This window comes from Spirosoma flavum (assembly GCF_042686045.1).
Taxonomy (GTDB): domain Bacteria; phylum Bacteroidota; class Bacteroidia; order Cytophagales; family Spirosomataceae; genus Spirosoma; species Spirosoma flavum.
In genome coordinates this window covers 844,380-868,537 of the sequence record NZ_JBHUOM010000001.1, presented here as the reverse complement: position 1 = coordinate 868,537, position 24,158 = coordinate 844,380, and the positions used below count along the sequence as shown (strand labels likewise).

16 protein-coding genes are annotated in these 24,158 nt (G+C 47.0%); 10 read left to right on the top strand and 6 right to left on the bottom strand.

Annotation, left to right across the window (positions count from 1 at the left end; genetic code table 11):
* Positions 1-198: 198 nt before the first annotated feature.
* The 4 genes from ACFS25_RS03475 to ACFS25_RS03460 form a co-directional block, all read right to left on the bottom strand.
* The gene (locus tag ACFS25_RS03475; RefSeq protein WP_381497010.1) at positions 199-1,836 is read right to left on the bottom strand and encodes a RagB/SusD family nutrient uptake outer membrane protein; all 1,638 of its coding nucleotides are present in this window, start codon (positions 1,834-1,836) and stop codon (positions 199-201) included.
* A 21-nt stretch (positions 1,837-1,857) separates the two neighbouring features.
* On the bottom strand, positions 1,858-5,067 hold the full coding sequence (locus ACFS25_RS03470; protein ID WP_381497009.1) for a SusC/RagA family TonB-linked outer membrane protein: 3,210 nt from the start codon (positions 5,065-5,067) through the stop codon (positions 1,858-1,860).
* 358 nt (positions 5,068-5,425) lie between these two features.
* Positions 5,426-6,205, bottom strand: coding sequence for a patatin-like phospholipase family protein (locus tag ACFS25_RS03465; RefSeq protein ID WP_381497008.1), 780 nt, complete (start codon positions 6,203-6,205; stop codon positions 5,426-5,428).
* Between the two features lie 95 nt (positions 6,206-6,300).
* Positions 6,301-7,146, bottom strand: a complete 846-nt coding sequence (locus ACFS25_RS03460) for an MBL fold metallo-hydrolase (RefSeq protein ID WP_381497007.1) — start codon at positions 7,144-7,146, stop codon at positions 6,301-6,303.
* A gap of 161 nt (positions 7,147-7,307) precedes the next feature.
* On the opposite strand from ACFS25_RS03460, the gene ACFS25_RS03455 reads away from it, so the two are divergent.
* The 5 genes from ACFS25_RS03455 (at position 7,308) to ACFS25_RS03435 (ending at position 11,336) form a co-directional block, all read left to right on the top strand.
* Entirely contained in the window at positions 7,308-8,174 is an 867-nt protein-coding gene (locus ACFS25_RS03455) for a helix-turn-helix domain-containing protein (protein WP_381497006.1), read from the top strand.
* A 131-nt stretch (positions 8,175-8,305) separates the two neighbouring features.
* Positions 8,306-8,908, top strand: coding sequence for a peroxiredoxin-like family protein (locus tag ACFS25_RS03450; protein WP_381497005.1), 603 nt, complete (start codon positions 8,306-8,308; stop codon positions 8,906-8,908).
* 121 nt (positions 8,909-9,029) lie between these two features.
* On the top strand, positions 9,030-9,785 hold the full coding sequence (locus ACFS25_RS03445; RefSeq protein ID WP_381497004.1) for a cytochrome b/b6 domain-containing protein: 756 nt from the start codon (positions 9,030-9,032) through the stop codon (positions 9,783-9,785).
* Positions 9,782-10,582, top strand: a complete 801-nt coding sequence (locus tag ACFS25_RS03440) for a molybdopterin-dependent oxidoreductase (RefSeq protein ID WP_381497003.1) — start codon at positions 9,782-9,784, stop codon at positions 10,580-10,582. The genes ACFS25_RS03445 and ACFS25_RS03440 overlap by 4 nt, the downstream gene beginning before the upstream one ends.
* Positions 10,583-10,601: 19 nt before the next feature.
* Positions 10,602-11,336 (top strand): DUF1223 domain-containing protein, encoded by a 735-nt coding sequence (locus ACFS25_RS03435; RefSeq protein WP_381497002.1) that lies wholly within the window; start codon positions 10,602-10,604, stop codon positions 11,334-11,336.
* 97 nt (positions 11,337-11,433) lie between these two features.
* On the opposite strand, the gene ACFS25_RS03430 is transcribed toward ACFS25_RS03435, so the two are convergent.
* Positions 11,434-13,836: a family 78 glycoside hydrolase catalytic domain gene (locus ACFS25_RS03430; protein WP_381497001.1), complete on the bottom strand. Its 2,403-nt coding sequence runs from the start codon at positions 13,834-13,836 to the stop codon at positions 11,434-11,436.
* A gap of 216 nt (positions 13,837-14,052) precedes the next feature.
* Between ACFS25_RS03430 and ACFS25_RS03425 the strand changes: the two genes are divergently transcribed.
* Together ACFS25_RS03425 and xylA are read left to right on the top strand one after the other, a co-directional pair.
* Positions 14,053-15,534: a xylulokinase gene (locus tag ACFS25_RS03425; protein ID WP_381497000.1), complete on the top strand. Its 1,482-nt coding sequence runs from the start codon at positions 14,053-14,055 to the stop codon at positions 15,532-15,534.
* Positions 15,535-15,748: 214 nt separating this feature from the next.
* Positions 15,749-17,089 (top strand): xylose isomerase, encoded by a 1,341-nt coding sequence (gene xylA / locus ACFS25_RS03420; RefSeq protein ID WP_381496999.1) that lies wholly within the window; start codon positions 15,749-15,751, stop codon positions 17,087-17,089.
* A 124-nt stretch (positions 17,090-17,213) separates the two neighbouring features.
* Here the strand turns inward: xylA and ACFS25_RS03415 are convergent, their stop codons facing one another.
* Complete coding sequence (locus ACFS25_RS03415; protein ID WP_381496998.1) at positions 17,214-18,176, bottom strand: HNH endonuclease; 963 nt, start codon at positions 18,174-18,176, stop codon at positions 17,214-17,216.
* A 373-nt stretch (positions 18,177-18,549) separates the two neighbouring features.
* Here ACFS25_RS03415 and ACFS25_RS03410 point away from each other — a divergent pair, with 373 nt between their 5' ends.
* The 3 genes from ACFS25_RS03410 to ACFS25_RS03400 all read left to right on the top strand — a co-directional run bounded on the left by ACFS25_RS03410 (position 18,550) and on the right by ACFS25_RS03400 (position 24,125).
* On the top strand, positions 18,550-19,167 hold the full coding sequence (locus ACFS25_RS03410) for an RNA polymerase sigma factor (protein WP_381496997.1): 618 nt from the start codon (positions 18,550-18,552) through the stop codon (positions 19,165-19,167).
* 117 nt (positions 19,168-19,284) lie between these two features.
* Positions 19,285-20,418, top strand: a complete 1,134-nt coding sequence (locus ACFS25_RS03405; protein WP_381496996.1) for a FecR family protein — start codon at positions 19,285-19,287, stop codon at positions 20,416-20,418.
* 206 nt (positions 20,419-20,624) lie between these two features.
* Positions 20,625-24,125 carry a TonB-dependent receptor gene (locus ACFS25_RS03400; RefSeq protein WP_381496995.1) on the top strand — a complete coding sequence of 1,167 codons (3,501 nt, stop codon included), beginning with the start codon at positions 20,625-20,627 and terminating at the stop codon, positions 24,123-24,125.
* Positions 24,126-24,158: the final 33 nt, after the last annotated feature.

Genomic DNA, 24,158 nt, shown 5'->3' with positions numbered 1-24,158 from the left:
CCGCACAACTCTGAATTTGAAATAAAATGCCCTGCAACGCCAAATTAAACGTTGAAAATCCAACCTGGTCGGTATCGCACTACATAGCCAACTTAATTGATAATGATTTTTGGGTGGTACTTCATAAAAAGAGAGGTTCCTCTATGACAGAAGAACCTCTCTTTTTATGAAGTGCGTTTCGTTAGTTAACCCTACATCTTATTTCGGGTTTTTTATTGGTGCGCTACCTGCTGCTGCTGGATTATACGCTAATTCGTTATCGGGAACGTCCCAATAGTCGAGGAAGTTATAGCTGATCGTTGCTTTTGTGTTGAGCTTACCCGCTTTATCAACAACAACTGCGTTTGTTCGACCCTTCGTGATCACTTCCCAACGGCGTGCATCGTAGAAAGATATTCCCCGTAAAGCCAGACCTACCCGGCGCTCTTTGCGAAGTTCTTCTTTAGCTGCATCGAGAGCTAATCCGCTCAGAGCCGCTAAACCCGCACCCTGATACGTCCGAACGGCATCAATCGAAGTCAAACCACCGGCAATATCACCCGTATAAAGTTTGGCTTCAGCTTTCATGAGTTCGTTTTCTTCGTATGTACCCGCAACATACAGTTCGTAAGCGCCAACTGCCTGATTGCTTAATACAACGACACCAGCCTGTCCTTTACCGGCATTAACCAACTGCCAGCGCGTGTTAAATGAGTTACCACGGTCGGAGTTAAACAACGAGGGCGCAGCCAATTGGGTAAAGTTATTAGCCAGTCGCTTATCGCCCGCTGGGAAATCCTGGATCAAGCGTTCACTAATTTTGTAGGTTACGCTACCTGGTGTGCCCGTAGATTTAGCAGCGATGTTGCCATTTGTGCTGGAAAAGAAATCGGCATTATCAGTTGAACGGCCAGAAAATACATTGTCAGTTGCTCTTATTCCATCATTTGCTAACGCTAGAACCTGTCCCCACTGCGCAGCCGTCATCGTTGCCACTGTCGTGTTAACCAAGAGATTACGGGCTTTCAGCGTGTTGATATTCCGTTTCCACATATCCGTCGTTGGTGGAAGACCTTTCCCAACCTGGTTAAAGGTTGGAACCAACCCGGTGATCGTCGCGGTATAGTTAGCATCGGTACCCAGAGCGGTCAGTAACGTAGCCGCCTGATCGAGGTTTTTGTTGGCTTCCGTAATGATGTTCTCTTTGGTCACATAGTTGGCATTGGTAGCCCCCGTTTTGTTGTTGATCAATCCAGCATAGTAAATTGAGCCAATACGAGAGTAAGCATATCCTTTCCACCAATAAGCCCAGGCCAAAACGGTATTCTTTTTGGCAGTTGCTGCGGTTGCTTCCCCAGTAAACGTGGTTGTGTTCGTAATATCAATCACGTTGTTCATGGCGTTGTTGATATTATACATGTAAGCCCATTCATAGTAAAGCGGATTGGCTCCTGCATTGGCATTCGTATTGACGGTTCTTAGCAATGCGATCTGTGTATTGATTGAACTGGGGTTTACCACTTTCGTTCCGTCGTCCAGCGTTACCAGATCAGGCATACCAATCTGATTGCCATACACGTTGGCGGCTTCTTCCCCAATCTCATCGCCCATGAGTTCATGGAATCCGATAGCACCCGTCCAGAAATAGCCGGGTGTACCATCCGTATATTTAATTCCATCTTTGAACCCATTGATGTATACGCTGCCCTGAGCCAAAGCAATGACACCCGTTTCGGTAGCCGCACTGGAAGGTGTGGGTTGGTTCGGATTTTTGACATCCAGTTGTTCCTTGCAGGCGCCAAGCAGGCTAACCAGCGCAAAGGACAAAATAGTAGTTCTTATTATATATCGTTTCATGTGTTATTCGAGCTGATAAAATTAGAGGCCAAAGTTGAGAGAGACTTGGTACGAGCGGTTGTTCGGCGTCGTGTTGTGATCGGTGCCCCGATCCCAAGCTGAGTTCTCACCACCACCGCTGGCCAGGTTGCTACCTGTCGTCTGACCGGAGTTCACTTCGGGATCAAAACCAGTATACTTTGTGAATGTCAATAGGTTACGACCACTGAAAACAACTTGCAAACGGCGCAAAGGCAATTTGATGAGTTTCGTCAGCTCTACTCCTAAGGCTACGTTACGCAGGCGAACAAATGAAGCATCTTCGTAGAAGTAATCTTTCGTACCATTGTTGGCTCCAGCCTGATAAACACCCCGGTAGAAAGCTGTCCAGGCACCCGTTTGACCGTTAATGGTAATTGGGTTTGTATAGTCCTTATGAATACCATCCCGATACATCCATTCTTTCGTCTGGTTATAAATATGGCTTCCCTGCGTCCAGTCGAACTGGAAGTTCAGTGTCACGATGTCCCGGAATGAAATATCGTTGATAAACGACGAAACAAACTTTGGGTTAGGATCACCAAAACTGTACTGTGCTGAGCTAAAGAGCGGTTGCTTAGTCGTTTTGTTAACCACGTAGCCATTACTCGCCACTTCGTAGTTTGGCTTGGCACTTTCGGCAATAGCCGGTGTCCCATCGGGTAGAACTTGGTCGAGACTATGTATACCCAGGTAGCCAAATAACTGACCAATTTTCTGCCCTGCTTTCAGTACATAGTTAGTAGACCCTGCGCTCGATGTTACGACAATCTGCTGATTGCCTTTTACCGCATCAATCTGTGAACTCTGATGACCAAAATTCGCCGTTAGATTCCAGGTAAAACTCTTTCCCCGATACATTGTCGCGTTCAACGAGAGTTGGGTTCCCTTAGAGGATAACGAGAAAGCATTGTCCTTTATATTACCTATCCCCGTTGACGGAGCTGCATTCACGTTGTAAATAGCGTTATCGGTAGAACGAGTCCAGTAGCTAAACGCAAAATTGAGCTTGCGGAACCAATCTCCATTGCCCCCTTTCACGGTAAAGTCTGAGCCAATTTCTAATTCTTTCGATACTTCTACACCCAGGTCTGGATTACTTTGGGTAGTTGTATTATAGAATACATTGTTCGTACCAAATGTACGGGTTCCCAATGTCACGTAGCGGTCGAAAGGCCGGGGTTGAATACCAGCCTGGCCATAAGCGGCCCGAAGTTTAAACTCAGGTATGTAATTTCCCAGGGCACTATTCTGCCAGAAGCTAAGCGACGAAGGGCGAACGTATCCATCGGCGTGCGGGAAGGTAAAGGGAGTTGACCCACCACCAAAAGCCGACGACCAGTCACTGCGGAAACCGGCCGTAACACCAGCTAGTTCACCGTATTCAATATGCTGATTGATCAGGTAACCGTACGTTACAAACGGTGTGCTGTTATCAAGCGATATACGATAGGTACTGCCTTGAGCTGCGGTGTAAGGCGTGTAAGTAGGCAAGCCAAGACCGTAGGCGTCAAACTCCTTGTAATTGTTTTTTCGGTAATCAAAAGCTATTTGTGTTGATGTCCGGATAGGAATATTTATTTTGAAATCTTCCTGGAAATCCGTTTTAATAAACGCGCTGGCTAAGAAGTTCTGAAAAACTGTCTTGTACTGATACGTATCAATTTCGCCTTTCGCATCACTGGCATTGCTGCCAGTATAGTAAGTTGGGTTAGCGACGATGTTGCGATTTAACGTCTGATTCGCATATGTGTAGCGATCTTCTTCCTGCGTATAGTTCAAGCCATATTTAGCATTCAGGTCTAAGTATTTAATGGGCTTGTAGTCTAATTCTACACTCTGAATAATATCTACTTTATTATCCTGATGGTTCCGATACTGCAACCGATAGTTAGGATTGTAGCCATTTACGCCCACTGCACTGCCCATAGCGGCTGCGTAGTTCCCGTCAGGATCGACATAATCGTAGTTAGCAAATGGACGCGTATTGTTAATATCATACCATACCGACCGGTCGTTGGTTTTTATCGTGTTCTTCGTATAAACTAACTGTGTAATGCTCCGCAAAGTCAGATTTTTAGCCAGCTTCATACCTATGTTGCTGACAAGGTTACTGCGATCATAAGCACCGTTATTTTTCAGAATTGTCGTTTGATAACTGTTCGAGGCCGTGATGCTATAGTCTGCTTTAGCACTACCTCCCGATATACTCAGCGAGTTATTGATCGTTTCTGAAGGCCGGAAAAACATGGCATACAGATCGTAAAATTTCAGGTTTTGATCGTATGCTTTATTAGCCTGACTGTTGACGTCCAGCGCGTTATATTGCACGTTTTCAAGGTAGGTACTAGAAGTAGGATCCAGCGTAAGTGGCTTACCCGACACCCCAATGACGTTGTTACTGGCATCCGTTACAAACGCATGTTTGTTGGCCTGAGCAACACCACCACTATTAATATATGAGTTGCTGGCGTAGCTATTCGAGAAACTGATCTGCGCTGGTCCGTCCTTACCCCGTTTACTGAATAATTGAATTACACCATTGGCTCCCTGAGCTCCGTATAGAGTACCAGCGGCAGCGCCCTGAATTACCTCTACGCGGTCAATCGTGTTTAGGTCCAGCGAATTTAGATCGGTAGAGCCTACTTGTACGCCATCCATCAACACGATAGGTGCTGTACCTCGGTTAATTGTATTAATACCGCGTAATAAGATGTTAGCTTTTGAGCCAGGTGTACCGTTGGCACTGGTGATTTGTGCACCGGCAATTTTACCAACAAGAGCCTGGTCAATTGACGCAGTCGGAGCGGGTGGGAGATCTTTAGCTGAAACAGATTCAACCGCAATACCAAGTTTAGTTTTAGAGGTAGCTACCCCCACACCCGTTACGACAACTTCTGACAGCTGACGGGAATCTGACACTAAACTTACATTTACTTCAGTATCACTACCGAGCTTAACCTCCTGGCTTGTAACGCCTACGAAGCTAAAAACGAGAATAGTACCTTTACTATTTGGCACCACAAGATCATAAACACCACCGGCATCCGTGGTCGTACCTTTAGTAGTGCCTTTTATTACGACCGAAACACCCGGTAACGACGATCCATCTTCTGCCGATGTGACCTTACCGACTACTCTTCGTTCTTGGGCCCATGCTGTGGTCCAAAGTGAACATACTAATAGCATACTCACACATAGAATTCTACTCATGTACGTTTATATGTTAGGTTAAATAAAGTGTTGTTTGTGCAAAACTAATCAAACCCATACGCATAACAAAATTTTGAAAACATTTAATACTTCACTATATTATCATATTTAAAGATGCAATAGCCAAATTATATTTTGTTTATAATTATTTCAATACTTAGTTATAAATACTTAATAGTATCATTAGAAACCGATTAATAGCAGATAAGTAGTAAGTAATTAACATATAGATAATTAAGCATCCTCCTGTTTCGTAAATACAGCGATAGACGATATTTACGAAACAGAAGGATGCCATAAAAAACGCCAGGCTGTGCAGCCTGGCGTTCTATTCTTTTATCTGGATAATGACAATAGCCTATGATAACTCTAGGGTGGGTCTATTGAGCGCTTTTTCAATATCAGCAGTCATTGATCGGGTATACTGATAGCCGATTCTAAATAAATCTCTCGCTTTACTGATATCGGTGGTGGCGTACTGCGATAATTGGGGCGGTTCGATCAATACGTTGCATTTTACAAAGCGATCTCTTGTTTTACTCTGTACGGCCAGCACCAGACTCCGCTCGATAACTCCGCGCATAGATGTAATCGGTTTGCGCGGTCCCAATACATTGCAATGTGAGCCAATCAAAAAGTCGACCTTATTCTCGATAACATCAACCGGCAAGTTGTTGAGTACGCCCCCATCTACAAACTGTCGCTTGTTAATGAGCATCGGTTCAAAAATACCGGGCAAACAACATGACGCCAGCACCGGCCTGATAAGATTGCCCTGCTCAAATACGACTTGTTCGCCAGCATTCAAATCAACGGCTACCACGTGTAACGGGATTTGAAGCCCTTCAAACGAATCATGCGGAATATACTTTCTGTATAAATCAATAGCCGTATCTAATCGTAAAAGGCCCATACGATTCCAGGCGGGCCTCAGATGACGAACAAAGGACGACGATTCTATGATTTTCAAACTTTCGTCGGGTGTATAGCCCTGTGCTACCAAGGCCCCCGTAATGGCACCAGCACTGGTTCCGGCAATCTGCTCAAAGCCGATACCCATTTCCTGTAGGGCTTTTATGACACCTAAGTGAGCAATGCCCCTCGCTCCGCCCCCCGATAATACCAACCCTATTTTCATAACTCCGTGAGTGAATTAGTGAATGCAATACACCTGACTCTTTAACGGCAGGCATGAAGGTTTGGTTTGGCGGGGCCTTCTCTAGTACGTTACTGTCATGTATGGTGAAGCAAATCGGTTAGGAGTCCTTTGTCCTTAATCCGGACTCCTTTTTCAGTCAGTTCAACGGTGGCAGCTTCCGTAACTGAGTCGTGTTCAAAAACCAGTATCCAGTTTTCGTCGGCTGCTTGCTGCAATAGGCGGGTTTTCTCATCCATCGTAAGTAGAGGCCGCACATCGTAGCTCATCACATAAGGAAGTGGCACATGTGCCGACGATGGAATAAGATCAGCCATGTAAGCGACCGTCCGACCGTTGATATAAAATAAAGGCAGCGCCATTTTTTCGGTATGGCCGTCCACGTAGAGCAGGTCAATATCGGAAAAAGGAAACGGATTTTCCGTCAGAAATTTCAACTGACCGCTTTCTTGCAGAGGAAAAATATTTTCGCTCAGAAACGACGCTTTTTCTCGTGGGTTCGGCTTAACAGCCCAATGCCAGTGCGCCGGGTGTGTCCAATACGTAGCGTTCGGAAAGGTGGGCATCAAGGTCTCGTCAACACGTTTGACCGCTCCGCCCACATGATCGAAGTGAAGATGCGTTAACAACACATCCGTTATATCGGCTTCTGAATAACCCGCTTTGTAGATAGAATCCATCAGTGTAGCGTTTCCATTCAGGTCGTAATGACCGAAGAACTTAGCGTCCTGTTTGTTGCCAATTCCCGTATCGACCAGTAAGAGCTGGTCACCCTGTTCGTATAACAGGCAGCGCATAGCCCAGTTGCATCGATTTTGCTCGTCGGCAGGGTTAAGTTTATTCCAGATCGGTTTGGGAACGACGCCAAACATGGCTCCGCCATCAAGTTTAAAAAGACCAGTATCAAGGGTTTGGAGAGTCATATAGGCTTAGTATATTACAAACAAAGGTAAAACCATTGCCCGATAACTCAGGTCACTAACTCAAAATCGGCCACTAACGAGTAGCAACAAGAACAGGATTACAGTATTTATCAGGCTGCTTTTTACAGCAGCAATACGTTCACATACCAATTTACTTCTGCATGTTACACGCCTATCACGACCCTAAAACCGGGGGTATTCTGAACCTGATATGCCGGGAACCTGGCTTTGAGCAACATCCCTTCCGGACAAGACCAAACCGCCTGTTAACTATCGCCTGGAACGTGGGCAGCGACCAAACGATTACGGTTGATGGCATTACCTACGTTTTTCCGGCGCAGTCTATACTACCTCTCATGATTAGCCAGTTGTTTAGTCTGGAACGCCCCGAGACCATTGTAGCCTGGCAATTCGATCGGGATTTTTACTGTATTGTGGATCATGACAAAGAGGTATCGTGCGTAGGCTTTTTGTTCTACGGCGCTAAAGATCCGATGTTTTTACAGATAGATGCCACTGAGCAACGTAAGTTTGAGGCTTTGCTGATGGTCTTTGACGATGAATTCCTGACCAATGATACCATCCAGGGTGAAATGTTGAGGATGCTGCTGAAACGATTGATAATCAAACTCACTCGCTTAGCCAAAAACCAATACCTCAATCCGGCCCTGACCGAAAAAGACCTCGATATTGTCCGTCAATTTAATTTACTGGTCGAAATCAATTATCGAAAACTCCATACCGTGAGTGACTATGCCGATTTACTGAACAAATCGCCCAAAACACTTTCCAATCTGTTTGCCTTATACAATGAACAAAGTCCGCTGCACATCATTCACCATCGGATTACGCTGGAAGCCAAGCGGTTGCTACTTTACACAGAAAAATCGACCAAAGAGATCGCGTATGAGTTAGGTTTTGATGAAGTATCGCATTTCAGTCGTTTCTTCAAAAAGCAAACAGGTCTGCCGCCATCGGCATTTAAAGACCAGGCGACTATTAATCCTTCGTCTTTCGGGAAAAATTGATAATAGAATGGGCAGTCCAGCCATTTTAACAGGCTGAACTATATATCAGCTTTGTTGCAGCTCCGAAATCCATCTTTTGGGCAATTTTTCATACCCTACATTCATTCACGCATTGGTCAATTGACAAAATCATGAAAAGTATTCTTTCGATTAGTTTACTCGCTCTTTTGTTTGCTTTCACAACAGGAATTGACGTTCCCCAAAAGCCGGAAGATATTAGCCCACTCTTGATTGGAGAAACGATCCCCGATGTTCATCTACAAACACTCGACGGTAAGTCTATCTCGTTGCTGAGTGAAATTGCAAAAAAACCGACCCTTCTGGTTTTTTATCGGGGTGGCTGGTGTCCATATTGCAGCCGACAGTTAGCCGAATTACGCACCCTTGAGCCTGATCTGGAAAAAATGGGGTATCAGCTCATTGCCGTAAGCACCGATAGCCCTGAAAACTTAAAGAGCACTCTCGACAAAAACCACCTCAATTATACACTCCTTTCCGATGCCGATGTAACAGCGGCCAAAGCGTTTGGTTTAGCCTTCAAAGCACCCATCTCCTACAGTTCAACGCTGGAGAAAGGCAGCAACGGCAAGAACACCGAAAAGCTACTGCCCGTACCGGCTGTTTTTCTGCTCAATCAACAAGGTATCATCAAATTTGAATACATTAATCCCAATTTTAAAGAGCGGTTGCCGGGTAAGCTACTGAAAGCGGCTGCCGAAGCAGTTCTCGACTAAGCTACTTTGCGATGAAGCGTTATCTATTCGAATACAATATCGTTACTAATCCAATGGCTTCAATTATTCGTTATATTAACAGCATACATACTACTGTCACTATATCTTCCTATCCCGACTTATGAAACGAATCGTTCATAAACACCCGTTGGCTATCCGCTGGTTTCACTGGATCAATTTTCCGGTTCTGTTCGTCATGATCTGGAGCGGGTTATTAATTTACTGGGCCTACGACCCGTATAAAATCACCATCGGCAATTATACGCTTGTTTCGTTCTTTCCAGACGGATTTTATAAAGCACTGAACGTACCGAAACGGCTGGCCGAAGGTATGGCCTGGCACTGGGTATTCATGTGGCTATTTATCCTGAATGGACTGCTCTACGTTGGCTATACATTTATTTCGGGCGAATGGCGACATCTGGTGCCCAATCGAGATTCATTCCGTGAAGCCATTCAGGTAACGCTTTATGACCTGGGGCTACGCAAAACGCAACCCCCCTTCGTTAAATACAACGGAGCGCAAAAAATCGCGTATTTCTCAATTATGTTAATGGGTATTGGATCGGTACTGACGGGTTTCGCCATTTACAAACCCACTCAATTTTCGTGGCTGACCAATTTGCTTGGCGGTTACAAAGCTGCCCGTCTGGAGCATTTTATTTTAACAGTTGGCTACGTCCTATTCTTCTTTATTCACGTCGGGCAGGTAATTCGCGCCGGTTGGCATAATTTTCAGTCGATGGTGACGGGATTTGAGGTCGTTAAAGACGATAATCAACCCGTCGGACTAACTGAACGTCCGGCAATACCTGACCAACCTGTAACGCCCGAATTAACCCCAACCGTAGCACCCGTAAAACCCGTCTTATCATGAGCTCGTCGAAAGAACCAAAACTACCTGAAAGCGATATTCCAGAGTCGGTCGTTCGGCGGCAAATGATTAAATCCTTCGGCTGGTTTACGTTGGCGGCTGCTGTCCCCGTTGGTGTATATGAATGGATTACAAACAGCCCGAAATTGCTCGGCGTGAAGAAACCATTACGTCGGGTACTGGACGCTAATGAACAGATTGCAGAAACCTATTTCAGCGACACGCACCTAGTACCAACATTCCCGGTGAACCAAGCCGCGAAAAATGCCCGCGTTAATGGGTACGATGGCATAAAAACACCTATTCCTGAAGACTGGAAGCTGCAAATCGACCGGCCGGGTGCTGAGTCGTTAATGCTAACCATCGCCGATATCAAAGCCCTCCCAAAGCACGAAATGGTGTACGAGTTCAAGTGCATTGAGGGCTGGAGCCAGGTGCAACATTGGGGTGGAGCGCGACTATCCGATTTTCTGGAAAAATATAAGCTTGGTACCAAAAGCGGCAACGCGCCTAATCCCGATACGACAGACGATCTGTTCAAACATGTGGGTATGGAAACGCCCGATAAGGGTTATTATGTGGGCATCGACATGGAAAGCGCCATGCACCCCCAAACATTGTTAGCGTATGAGTTAAATGGTGAACCAATTACGGCTCCGCATGGAGCTCCCCTTCGGCTGATTATTCCGGTTAAGTACGGGGTCAAGAACCTCAAGCGCATTGGCCGGATTTTCTTCGCAGATGAGCGCCCGCGTGATTTCTGGACCGAACGAGGGTATGATTATTATGTAGGATTATAATTAAACTATTTTCATCGCCATGAACTATCTCACATTCCTCCTTATGGGCTTAGGATGGGCAGTTTCATCCTCTACGAGCCCGGTAAAACCAGCGACCCAACCTGTTGTCGTATTGGAGTTATTCACCTCGCAAGGTTGTTCTAGTTGCCCGCCTGCCGACAAGACGTTGCAGGAAGTGACTCAGCAAGCTGCCCGAACTGGACAAGCGGTCTACAGTTTATCATTTCATGTGGATTATTGGAACAGATCAGGTTGGCAAGACCCATTTAGTGCAAAACAATACACCACCCGACAACAGCAATACGACCGCGCCTTAAATACGCAGACGTACACGCCCCAACTCGTTATCAATGGTCGTCAAGACGTAATTGGCGGGCAACGCGGACGTATTGAACAGGCCATCCAAACAATTCAAAAGCAACCCGTGTCAGCCTTCGTGGGCGTTGATGGCAGTATTGCCCGTGATGCCAAACAAGTAACCGTCAAATACGAACTATCAGCCGCCGGTCCCTACCGTATAAATGTAGCCTTGGTACAGAAAGAAACCCACACCGAAGTAAAAAACGGCGAAAATGGTGGCCGTACATTAGTCAGCGCGAACGTTGTAAGGCAATTCAAAACGGTTGACGAATCAGGGGTAGCAGGTAGTGTAATAGTCCCTTTTCCTAGTGATTTAATCGCTAATCAAACGGCAGTGTTAGTATATGTTCAGCGAACGGACAATGGACAGATTGTTGGGGCGAAACTATTCTGAAGCACTACTCTGGAGCACTATATTGCAATCTGATTTTTAGGCGTTCGTAGCGAGAAAGCAATTGCTTTCTACGGATAGTCTATTTGGTTATATCCACTCACAAACTAACGGCTTGTTTCCCCGCCTTCAACGGCAATGTCTTGCCTTTCCAACGCAGCGTACCCGTTAGGGGAGCTGGTAGAGTGATGTTACCCGTTAAACCGCCGGTTGGAGTTTTCTGAAATTGCACGATAATCTCGCCCGCTGGATGTGGCATTTTTCCGTCTACAGTTGTTAAATCGCCCAAAAACGGTTCAATACGCACAGACTTGAATCCCGGTTCGCCAGGACGAATGCCACAGGTTGTGGATAGAAACTCGTACAAAGGGGAGGCACTCCAGGCGTGGCAATCTGAGCGGGTTGGCTCAGGGTTTTCGGCGAAGGTCGTCAGGCCCATAGCCAGCATGTCGCGCCAGGGTTTCAACTGTGCCACAAACTGATCGCCAAGACCCGTTTTTTTCAGCGCTTCGAAAAGGTAAAACTTAAAATAAAACGTGGCCTGCGTCAGTGAGTCCGAGCTGCCGTCGGTCATTATTTTCTGTACTAAAGCGGCCTGTTGAGCCGCAGGTACGGCATCGGTCAGCACTGCGAGAATATTGGCATGCTGACTAAAACTGTTCTTACCGGCGGGTACAATGGGTTTATCGGCCACCAATCCGCGTCCAGCATCCCAGCACTGAGCCATAACAGCTTTGTTTAGCCGTCGGCCTAACTCACGATAATGTTCGGCCAGTTCATTTTTCCCGTAGTGCGCCAGTAAATCACCAGCCCGGAAATACGTATACGCCTGTTGCAGCGATAGTATGCTTGAGCCTCCTTTTCGCGCGCCTGATGGCACACCGCCAGCCGTTTCATCGCCCGCATTTTGCCATTTCGACCAGTCTACGAAATTCCACCATTCCAGCGGTCCATTCAGACCCGTTTTAGCAACGCGTTGTTCGTGCCAGTTCAATACGCTAAGAATCCCGGGTAACATTGATTTCACGAATGCATCATCCTGACGATGCATCCAGTAGTCGTGTATCATACAAACCCAGAAAAGCGAGAATGTTGGAATCACTTGAAAATCAGCCGACGGATAGCGACTTTGTGTCAGTCCATCGTTGAAACGGCTGTGGTCGTAATCCATGATTGCCTTGCGCATCAGCCGGTCGTCGCCCGTTACGTAAAGCGAAATCATGGACTGAATACGCGTGTCACCCGTGTATTGAAGTTGCTCGTAATAGGGGCAATCATAGTAGGTTTCGCCCGCGCAAAGGCGAGCCGTTCGCCAGCCAACGTTCCAAATGGCTTTCAGCGTGGTGTCGCTGGTGGCAAACTGGGCTTTTTCCTCAAACGGATAGCCAGTAAATTGACCAACAAGATCTTCCAGAACCAGTGCTTCATCTTTGGTTTCAACGGTCAGTTGCAAATACCGATATGTGCGAAACCAAAGCGGACGGAAGGTTCGCTTACTGGCTCCATCAGCAATAAATTGGTCGTCAAAACCAAGTAACGTCCTACCTTCTATCTCGTTTCGGTTTCCCTTCTGATTCTTCGCATCTACCAACGCTTCGGCATAACCCATCGTTACAGTAGCCCCCTTCCCCTGACTGACGGTCAGTTCGGGATAAGCGTTGGTAAGATTACCCTGATCGAGCAAAAATACGGCTTTGGTATTGGCCGGAACTGTCGTCGGTGATTTTCCTTGCAGGAACGAATTTTCCATCTTACCATTTTCACTCCGCCGAACGGTTGCCAGCCGAACGATGCCTTCTTCCATCATCGGAATAGTACGCGGCACCAGCCCCCAGTTTCCGTCGGTGCCGAAGCCACGGGGTTTCGTCACAAAGCCAAGTGGCTTGGCGGCAACCCAGGTTTTATCGTCAAAATTGGGCTGCTCCCACCCCCACGGATATTGAGCCGCATCGACCCGGTCACCGTCACCGGCAACGATATAGGTCTTGAGTTTAGGAATATCGTTTTTGATGGGCGAATAGGCTAGGTTATGAAAAATCTTCCAACTGGCATCCGTATTAGCTATTCTTTCAGTTTCGCCGTTGCCTTGTACCAGAAAACCAAGCTGATAACTCATCTGCGCGAAGGGTGCCCCCTCACCCATATACCAAACCTGCGCAGCCAGAACGTTACGACCCACCTGTAGGTAAGGGGCTAGATCGAGGGTTTCGTAATTCCAGTTTTGCGTATCACTGCGAGCGGGCCCCATGGCGACCGATTTCCCATTGACGAACAGCCGATAGCGGTTGTCAGCGGAGACGTGCACCACAAAGTGAGCGGGCTTCTGTGGCAACTCAATAGCCTTGCGAAAGTGATAGATACCGTACTGACGGGCCGGTGCCGTAGGGTGTAAAATCCATCGGGCAGTCCAGTATTGATTTGTCCAGTCGGGTGTAGCTGTCTGGGCAAAACTAGCCGACACTGTTGTAAGAAAGAGGGCGAAATAGAGCAGAAACTGTTTCATAAAAGCAGAATAATAGGCAAGATAAGGGACATTTTTATTGTACATACTGATTATCCACGCGAAGTAATCAAGTTGTATCAAACACCTCTGGCTGTTTAAGTCCCAATGCTGGCTAACGCTCCTATCCGTAAATTATCCTTTTACCAAACAGACGGAGGCTGTTTGTAAAACTTCCCGTTGTACTTTCGCATTGGATTTCCTAACTCCAGTACCCACATGTATTTTCTTGGATTTGACCTCGGCAGTTCGTCCGTCAAAGCGTGTTTAGTTGATGCCGATAGCGGTAAGGCTGTTGCTTCAGCATTTTTTCCGGAGACGGAAATGGTCATTGAATCACCCCAAACAGGTTTTGCCGAACAACAGCCTGAGAACTGGTGGAAAAATGCCTGTCTGGCCAGCAAAGCCGTCATGAAGCAGGCTAATGTCCAGCCTGACGATGTGAAGGCTATCGGTATCTCCTATCAAATGCACGGTTTGGTCGTTGTCGACAAGGAGTTTAACGTTTTACGGCCTTCCATTATTTGGTGCGACAGCCGGGCTGTTCCTTATGGTAACCAGGCATTCGACGCCCTCGGCCACGACCGTACGCTACATCATCTGCTAAATTCGCCGGGTAATTTCACAGCCGCTAAACTTGCCTGGGTTAAAGCAAACGAGCCTGATGTGTACGCCCAGATCGATAGATTTATGCTTCCCGGCGATTATCTGGCGGCTCGCATGACGGGTGATATTGTGACGACGGCATCCGGGTTATCAGAAGGGGCTTTCTGGGATTTCCAGGCCAACCAGCCCGCTCAATTTCTACTCGATTACTTCGGTTTTGACCCGGCACTGATCCCGACGATCAAACCAACCTTTGCGCCACAGGGCGAATTGACCCCATCGGCAGCCGCCGAATTGGGTCTCTCGGCGGGAACACCCGTAACCTACCGCGCAGGCGACCAACCGAACAACGCGCTGTCGTTGAATGTGTTAGAACCGGGCCAGATTGCGGCCACGGCTGGCACGTCGGGCGTAGTATATGGCATCAGTGACCAGGCCAGCTATGATCCCAAGTCACGGGTCAATACATTTCTGCACGTTAGCCACACACCTGAGGCACCACGTTACGGTGTTTTAATGTGCGTGAACGGTACGGGCATTTTGAATAGTTGGTTACGAAATCAGGTATTGCAACGATCCATTAGCTATCCTGACATGAACATACTGGCACACGAAGCTCCCATTGGTGCTGATGGTTTACTATGCCTGCCCTTCGGCAACGGTGCCGAGCGAATACTGGAAAATGCTGATTTAGGCGCGTCGTTTCACGGTTTACAGCTGACGCGTCATGGCTTGCCACACATGATTCGGGCGGCACAGGAGGGTATTGTTTTCGCCTTGTACTATGGCATTCAGATTATGGAGAGCGTGGGCGTAGGCGTGCAAACCGTTCGAGCGGGCGAGGCCAATATGTTCCTTAGCCCCCTCTTCCGTGACACACTGGCTAACCTGACCGGAGCCACTATCGAACTCTATAACACCGACGGGGCGCAAGGAGCCGCTCGCGGAGCTGGATTGGGGTTAGGTCACTATAAAAATGCTCAGGAAGCCTTTGCCGGACTGCATGTTACGAAAACCATCGAACCCGATATGCGGGCTCAGGAAGCCTATCGGGACACTTATGAGCGGTGGCTGGCGGTGTTGAAAACTAGTTAAAGGCCGGATAATTTTTAGGTGATATTACTTTACCTACCGTAGTAGAACAAGTCTGTTTCAGTATGGATTTCATTTTCGACAAACTCCCTCACACGGCTTAGCTATAAATTGCGAAGACTAATCGAGAAGCTATACAAAGACGTTGCCGGGTAAATAGGGAAAAACTACCTTTGGCTTTCTTTTTCAATTAAGAAGTACCTTAATTCCTTTCTTCATGTCTGACGTCAAACTAACACTCGGCGAAAAAACGTATTTCCCCTTTATAGAAAAGCCAATTGCCTACGAAGGTCGCGAATCCGACAATCCAATGGCTTTCAAGTTTTACGATGCCAATCGGCTCATTCTGGGTACACCAATGAAGGACCTGTTTCGGTTCGCAACGGCTTACTGGCACACCTTCTGCGGAACCGGTGCGGATCCCTTTGGACCGGGCGTTAAGCATTTCCCATGGGATGCCAAGACCGACCGGCTGGCAGCAGCCCATGACAAAATGGACGCGGCTTTTGAGTTTATCACGAAAATCGGCATGGAATATTACTGCTTCCACGACGTCGACGTTGCGCCGGAAGGCAATTCTAATTCTGAGTTCGAGAAAAATTTTCGCGCCATTGTTGATTATGCAAAACAGAAACAAGCGGCTAGCGGAGTGAAATTGCTCTGGGGAACGGCTAATCTATTTTCGCACGAACGCTACATGAACGGGGCATCGACCAACCCCGATTTCCATGTACTGGCACACGGTGGCTGGCAGGTTAAAAATGCCATTGATGCAACCATCGAATTGGGCGGACGCGGCTACACCTTCTGGGGAGGTCGTGAGGGGTATATGTCGTTGCTCAACACCAACATGAAGCGTGAGCAGGAACACTTAGGTAAATTCCTGCAAATCAGCCGCGATTACGCCCGTAAGCAAGGGTTCAAAGGGTCGTTTTACATTGAGCCCAAACCAATGGAGCCGACCAAACATCAGTACGATTTTGATGCGGCTACTGTAGTTGGTTTCCTGAATCGCTATGGCTTGCAGGACGATTTTGAACTGAATATTGAAACGAACCACGCAACACTTGCGAATCATACATTCGCGCATGAGTTGCAGGTCGCAGCAGACAACAACATGCTGGGTAGCCTCGATGCTAACCGGGGCGACTACCAGAATGGCTGGGATACCGACCAGTTTCCGGTGGATGTGTATGAACTAACGGAAGCCATGTTGGTGATTCTGGAAGCGGGAGGTATTAAGTCAGGTGGCGTTAATTTCGATGCCAAGACGCGCCGGAGTTCAACCGACCTGGAAGATATTTTCATTGCCCACATCGGTGGCATGGATACGTTCGCTCGGGCAGCCATCGCAGCCGAAGCCATCCTGGACAAATCGCAGTACAAAAAGCTACGGGCCGAACGCTACGCCAGCTACGATTCTGGCGCAGGCGCTCAGTTCGAAAAAGGCGAATTAACCCTCGAAGACTTGCGCCAATTTGCCCTGTCTAATGGTGAGCCAAAGCAACTCAGCGGACGGCAGGAGTTGTATGAAATGATCGTTAATCAATACATTTAGGTATAACAGGTGGAGGGCGTTACGGCTCTCCACCTATTTATTAAGAAACTTACCCAAAGCCTTCTTTGGGTGGTAGCCGTTACAAGCGCGAACATCTACCCATTCGGCATTTATGCCCTATAGGTTACGGCCTGAATTTCGTGTTCAAATGCCACCGAAAACTCTCCATTTTCGGGTAATGCATTTCGCCAAAGGGCAACCGTAGCGGTTGGCCGTGAAACCGCGTTAGATTATACGGACTCGATACATTGTCAGCTAAGGAAGGCGAGACAACCACACGCAAACGTTCATCTACACTAATCATACCCTTGTCAAAGGCGGTGTGCAGGTTCGGGCATAAGGCAATGCCGTTGGTGACTTTGTCGTCGCCAGAGATGCTAATCGGAATGATATGGCAGGCTTCAACCAACGATGACCCGTCAACAGCAATCACTTTCATGCCTGAAATGGCACAGGTAAAATCGTAGACCTTAGGCACTAGTTTTTTAAACAAGCCACCTCGTACAAAACGGGTTTCTTCGTCGTCTATCGGTTGTAACAATCTATAAGGAACTTCCTTTTCGTTCAGCAGATACGTTTCGAGATCGTGTAGATAGCTGCGTCCGGCGTTTTTTATATGTAGGAACTCAGCTTTGGTATCGGCGAAATAAGTATCCAACAGCAAATTTTTGAGATGGAGACGGGGAGTTACCTGCGTCAGCAGACCGTATAGATCATCGGTGAAAGAAGCGAAGTCAAGTCGGTCACTTAACGTTTGTACAGAGCGGATATGCGCGTCGATGATGAATGTGGCCTTAGGGTGAAGTAACCAAAATTTCTCGCTTTGGAGATAGAAAAAGGGCTGTGTAAAATCGTCTTTGTGGGGTGTCTTAACCAGTAAAGCAAAGTTCTCCTTAAACGTAGCGACTAACTCCGGCATTACACCTATCTTGTTTTCAGTGATAAGTTGCTTCTCAATCAATTCAATAACAGTGAGTAGAAAAACGGGTTTATGGGGAGCTTTCCCGTAGGCCGTGCCGCCTTGTTTCAACCGAGTAAACTTATGGGCGTATGTAGCTAAACGTTTCTCGTCAAAATTAGTGGTCATGGAGTTAGTAAGTCGAACAGCCAAATATAACGCTGTCCTGCTTGTCTAGCCTAAAAACGCTGTTTGGCTATTTACCCATTTCCTTAATTCTACGAATACAACCACTTGTCGTATAGCCAGACAGCGTGATCATTGACTGGAATTAGACCATATAACTTACCGATATCTAGCGGTGTAATGGGTACCCCCAACCTGGAAAAGCAACTGATCTGTTGCCTTTGGAGCACATCTATCTTGCTTCGTCCAAAGTCCTCCACCTATTTCTGTTACACGTCGATGACCTATCTTTATATAAACCAATTGCATTTTGCATATCTATAATTAAATTTATCCAATTATAGCCTCTACGAATAATCGGTTTTTCTAATTAACAGTGGCCAGTCTATCTTCTTCCTGGATCGATTCTAACGATCAACAACTTTGGCGCGGCCTTCGCGACGGGAATGAATCGGCATTTACGGCCATTTTTGACCGCTATCACCGTACACTGTATAATTACGGAAGTAAACTTTCGACCGATTCGGCGCTGATTGAAGATGCTGTGCAAGAGGTGTTTATCGATATTTGGCGTATGAGAGCCACATTATTGGAAGATATTACGTCGATCAAATTCTATCTGTACCGATCACTCCGTCGCCGAATGCATCGAATGCAGGGCAAATATCAAATCGGCGAAAACATCGACGAGATCACCGATGAAGAAGGTACGCCAACGACCAGCACAGAAGAAACGGTGCGAATTGAACAGGAGTCCAGAGAGTTGTTGACCCGGCGCATTCAGGAGTTGTTGGCCCACTTGCCCAAACGCCAGGTCGAAGCACTTACGCTTTATTATTATGATGATTTCGGCATCAATGAAATCGCCCAGATTATGGATGTCAACGAAAAATCGGTTCGTAATTTCATCCACCGGGCGCTTACTTCACTACGCCAAAATCGGAACTGGCTCATCGGTTCGCTACTGATTTTCTGGCTGTTACTGATTATGTGAAATTTTTTAGAAAAATTTTCCTCTAAAAAAGAGGTCATCCGGCCAATTCATGCTTCTTTCTTAGTGAAGGGGAAATAGTTCTATAACTTCTTCTATAGATCCCGTTTTCTGTATACTATGAAACAAGCCTCCTATTCGCTGGTAGAATTTCTGGAAGACCCAGACTTTATAGCCTGGGTAAAACACCCCGATGAGACCCGGAATGCGTACTGGCAACGGTTTGTGGAAGTATATCCAACACAAAAACCAGTAATTGAGAGCGCGCGCCAATACGTTTTACAGCTAGTTGAGCAAACCAGCCAGAACCAGCCTTCTGCGTTTCAGACAGAGTCTATGCAGCAGACGATTCAGAAGCATATTCGGGAAGAACGGATGGCTACACCCTTCACACGAACTACCGGGACGGGTACGAAATGGGGATGGATGCGTGTCGCAGCGTCGATTATGCTGGTGCTAGGGTTAGGTACAACGGGATACTGGTATACTCAAAGCCAAGCAAACCAGCCCGAAAGCTACCAACAGTTTGTGCAGGCATCTCCGCAGGGAATTGCTTTACGCGAAACGCGTAACGATACGGACGAACCGCTAACAATTTTTCTGAGCGATGGCAGTTCAGTCGTACTTCAGGCCGGTAGTCAATTGAGTTATCCTGATACGCTCAAGAAACGCGAAGTTTATTTGGTTGGCAAAGCTTTCTTCGAAATCGTTAAAGATCCTGCCCGACCGTTTTTGGTGTATACACGCGGTGTAGCAACCAAAGTACTGGGAACCAGCTTTATGATAGACGCTCCTGAATCGAACCAGCCAATAAAAGTAGCAGTGAAGACGGGGAAAGTAGCGGTTTATGCATTGAATGAATCGACATCGGTTCGGCCCAAAGTCACCGATTCTGAACTTAGTGGCATCGTTCTGACGCCCAATCAGAGTGCTGAATATATGACCGCAAGTCATCGTTTGGTGCGCACACCCGATACGGTGCTTGCTTTTACGCAGCCGGGAACACAAGTTGTTGCCAAACAGTCTTTTGACTTTGATGAAACACCTGTCTCAGAGGTATTTAATACGCTTGAGCGGGCCTACGGTGTTCATATTGTTTATAACGAATCATTGCTGGGAACGTGTACATTATCGGCCTTGCTCGTAGGGCAGCCTTTTAACGAAAAACTGTCAGTGATCTGTAAAGCACTGGGCGCTCAGCACACTATTGAGGACCACCAAGTGATTATTACGGGTGGCCAGCGTTGCCAATGACCTTTAACTATACCTAACCTTTTAACCAAATTGACAAAAACAATACCTATTTCCGTCCAATAAAAAACGGTCAGCTATGCGGGAACATAACTGACCGTTGAAACTCCCCTTCTTACCGACCTGACAAGCCATAGCCATTCATTATCAATGAATGGGTTGGGGGGATTTTGTTGAATTTTTATTCAAAAACAAAACCGTACAAATGTATGAAAAAACTACAACTGACAGATTACAGTCTTCTAACAATCATGCGTATAACCCTCATCCAATGGTTTCTGGTCTGTGCCTTCGCCGGAATTTCGTGGGCTCATGATGGGAAGGCTCAACAACTCCTCGATCAGCGGATTACGATTCTGGTTGAGGGTCAGAATGTAAAAAAAGTGCTGCATCAGATTGAGAAACAAGTTGATGCCCGATTTGTCTTCAGTTCTCAACTCATTCAATCGAATCGTAAAATATCAGTACATAGCCAGGCAGAGCCGCTTGCCGATGTACTAAACCGAATCCTGAAACCACTCCAGCTAACGTATGAGGTGAGTGGGAACAACATCATTATTAAGCCCGATCACCCGGTTAAATCTGTTCAGTCTGACGTCCAACAATCTGCCTTGCCTTCGGCAACAGAAGCAGTAATACAGTCAATATCGGGAACGGTAGCAGACCTGACTGGTGAAACATTACCGGGTGTCAATGTTCTGGTTAAAGGAACCCAGAAAGGCACCACAACCGACGCAAAAGGGCAGTTTAAAATAGACATGGCCGATACCGAAACAACGCTGGTTTTTAGCTTTGTTGGGTATCTAAAGCAGGAGGTTGTAGTGGGCAACCAAACGAATCTTTCGGTTGTTCTGGCAACCGATACCAAATCACTGGGCGAAGTGGTGGTGGTGGGTTACGGTACGCAAAAGCGGACTGACGTAACGTCGGCCATCGCGTCGGTCGCAATGGGAGAAGTTAGAGACATGCCCGTTTCAAACGTAGCCAACGCATTACAGGGCAAAATTCCCGGTGTTATCATTCAGCAAAGCAGTGGGGCACCCGGTAGTACGCCCGCTATCAAGGTCAGAGGGTTTGGTTCTATCAGTGCGGGTACATCGCCTTTAATTGTTGTCGATGGTAATATTGTAGGTTCCGGCGTTTTCGGCTTGCTGAACAGTATTGATATTGAAAGTATCGACGTATTGAAAGATGCTTCCTCTACCGCTATTTATGGGTCCAAAGGTTCCAATGGTGTTTTGCTAGTTACCACAAAACGGGGAAAGTCTGGACGCACGAACGTCAACTTCGATGTGTATACGGGTTTTCAGGAAGTAAGCAAGAAAATTGACCTACTCAACTCGCAACAGTACGCCGAATTCGCCAAAGAAGGTTCGAATAATGCATATCTGGATAACGTACCCGGAGCTAAAATTACCGACCCAAACAGCGTTCGACCAGCGAGTTACCTCCGGTACCGTTATCCACGCGGTGATCTGTTCGACTGGTTTAACTACGACGATCCAGCCAAAGTAGCTAACCTGCCTTACACGGACTTTCAAAATCTGATTTTCAGGAAAGCCAAAATGAGTAACTATCAGCTTTCGGTATCGGGTGGCAACGACAAGGTACGTTTTCTGGTGAGTGGCAGCTACTTGAAACAGGATGGTATCATTCTGAAATCGGGACTGGATCGGTATATCTTTCGGGCTAATGTCGAAGCGAATATATTGCCTAAACTGAAGATTGGGATGAATCTGAACCCTTCGTTCAGATCAACGCAAGAAGTTACGGCTGAGAATCAGTGGTTCAATCAAGGCATTATTACGGCGGCTCTGGCGGCTATTCCGATGGCTCCAATCTACGCTGCCGATGGTACGTATTCCTCTCAGCTGGCGCTGGCGGCCCCTTATAACCTACCGGGTGTTACGAATCCGTTGGCGAATATCACCGAATACAATAGCCAGTATCTGTCCGGAAATTTGTTGGGAAATGTATACGCTGAATACGGTTTTCTGAAAAATTTCAACTACCGGGTATCGGCCAATATTAATTTCAGCGATAATCGCCGGAATACGTATCGTACCTCTAAAATGCCGAATAGCAACCTGTTGCCGCCCAATACGGCTATGGGAACGAACTATTCTGACCAGAATATCAGCTGGTTAGTCAATCAGGTGGTCAGCTATAATAAGAGCATTAACAACGTACACAATTTTGAGGCTCTCGTCGGGATGGAGTCTACTACGTCCAAGTTTCAGTCGAGCAGTGCGTCGGGGAGTTCATACGCCAATGATGTTGTCGAAACGCTGAATGCCAGTGCCAGCGGCTCAACCACGACGGCCTGGGCATTTAAAGCCGCTAACGCTTCGGTTTCTTACTTTGCCCGTGCCAACTATAATTACAAAGGCAAATACTTAGCGAACATCTCCGTTCGTCGGGATGGGTCATCCATCTTCGGGCCTGACAATCGCTGGGGTACGTTTCCCGCTGGTTCGCTGGGCTGGCGCATTAGCGAAGAGCCCTTTATGAAGGACATCCGGGCGATCTCCGAAACAAAGCTGAGAGCCAGTTACGGCCTTTCTGGAAACAACGCCTTTGCAGACAACTACCCGTATGTAGCCCTATTGAGGCCCGATAACTACAGCTTTAATAATAATCTGGTCAATGGATTAGCCCCGTCTACGCTTGGAAATCCCAAACTGGGCTGGGAAAAAAATCAGCAGTTTGATGCCGGTATCGATATTGGCCTTTTCAACAACCGCATTTACCTGATTGTCGATTATTACCACCGAATTACTAAAGATTTGCTTTTGTCGGTTAATGTGCCGTCGCTGACGGGCTTCACATCGGCTTATAAAAACATTGGTAAAATGGAGAATAAAGGGTGGGAGTTTGCCATCAATACCCGCAATTTCACCAAAGGATTTATCTGGAACACGTCGTTAAATCTTTCGCTAAACCGGAACAAAGTACTGGCGCTTGGTCCCAACGGCGACCCAATTCGGACAACGAGTGGTAGCATCGCTGATCTGACTATTACACAAATAGGCTCACCCATTGGCAGCTTTTACGGGTACAAACAGCTTGGCATTTTCCAGAATCAAGCTGATTTAGACTCTCATCCGCACGATGTTACGTCTCACCCAGGCGATGTGAGATACGCCGATACTGACGGTGATGGCAAAATTACGGCAAACGACCGGACGATTTTAGGAAACAATCAGCCTGACTTCCTGTACGGATTCACCAACTCGTTTAGCTACAAAGGATTCGACCTGAACGTCACCATTCAGGGTACGCAGGGTGGCAAAATCCTTAATCTGGGCCGACGGTATTTCGACAATATGGAAGGCAATCAAAATCAGATGACAACGGCGCTACATCGCTGGCGTTCGGAAAGCGATCCGGGTGACGGTATCACGCCACGAGCCAATGAACGTAGCACGGGTAATAACAATGCCATCTCGTCGCGCTGGGTAGAAGACGCCAGCTATTTACGGATTCAGAATGTCAGTTTGGGGTACCGATTACCAACTGCCCTGTTAAGTAGAGCCAAAATTCAGCAGCTACGTATTTACGTATCGGCTCAGAATCTGCACACGTTTACGAAGTACCTGAATTACAGCCCTGAAGTAAGCAATTACGAAAGTCCGCTGTCGGCAGGAATCGACTACGGTGCTTATCCACTAGCCCGAACACTCACCTTTGGCATTAGTGCAGGATTTTAAGCAATCGGCAATCCTCGTTTAGTCTCTGATGTA

Coding starts and splice junctions, on each gene's coding strand:
- ACFS25_RS03445 (WP_381497004.1), top strand. CDS start 9,030: ATGAAACGAATCGTTCATAAACACCCGTTGGCTATCCGCTGGTTTCAC.
- ACFS25_RS03470 (WP_381497009.1), bottom strand. CDS start 5,067: ATGAGTAGAATTCTATGTGTGAGTATGCTATTAGTATGTTCACTTTGG.
- ACFS25_RS03475 (WP_381497010.1), bottom strand. CDS start 1,836: ATGAAACGATATATAATAAGAACTACTATTTTGTCCTTTGCGCTGGTT.
- ACFS25_RS03460 (WP_381497007.1), bottom strand. CDS start 7,146: ATGACTCTCCAAACCCTTGATACTGGTCTTTTTAAACTTGATGGCGGA.
- ACFS25_RS03430 (WP_381497001.1), bottom strand. CDS start 13,836: ATGAAACAGTTTCTGCTCTATTTCGCCCTCTTTCTTACAACAGTGTCG.
- ACFS25_RS03405 (WP_381496996.1), top strand. CDS start 19,285: ATGAAACAAGCCTCCTATTCGCTGGTAGAATTTCTGGAAGACCCAGAC.
- ACFS25_RS03415 (WP_381496998.1), bottom strand. CDS start 18,176: ATGACCACTAATTTTGACGAGAAACGTTTAGCTACATACGCCCATAAG.
- ACFS25_RS03440 (WP_381497003.1), top strand. CDS start 9,782: ATGAGCTCGTCGAAAGAACCAAAACTACCTGAAAGCGATATTCCAGAG.
- ACFS25_RS03450 (WP_381497005.1), top strand. CDS start 8,306: ATGAAAAGTATTCTTTCGATTAGTTTACTCGCTCTTTTGTTTGCTTTC.
- ACFS25_RS03455 (WP_381497006.1), top strand. CDS start 7,308: ATGTTACACGCCTATCACGACCCTAAAACCGGGGGTATTCTGAACCTG.
- ACFS25_RS03465 (WP_381497008.1), bottom strand. CDS start 6,205: ATGAAAATAGGGTTGGTATTATCGGGGGGCGGAGCGAGGGGCATTGCT.
- ACFS25_RS03435 (WP_381497002.1), top strand. CDS start 10,602: ATGAACTATCTCACATTCCTCCTTATGGGCTTAGGATGGGCAGTTTCA.
- xylA (WP_381496999.1), top strand. CDS start 15,749: ATGTCTGACGTCAAACTAACACTCGGCGAAAAAACGTATTTCCCCTTT.
- ACFS25_RS03425 (WP_381497000.1), top strand. CDS start 14,053: ATGTATTTTCTTGGATTTGACCTCGGCAGTTCGTCCGTCAAAGCGTGT.
- ACFS25_RS03400 (WP_381496995.1), top strand. CDS start 20,625: ATGAAAAAACTACAACTGACAGATTACAGTCTTCTAACAATCATGCGT.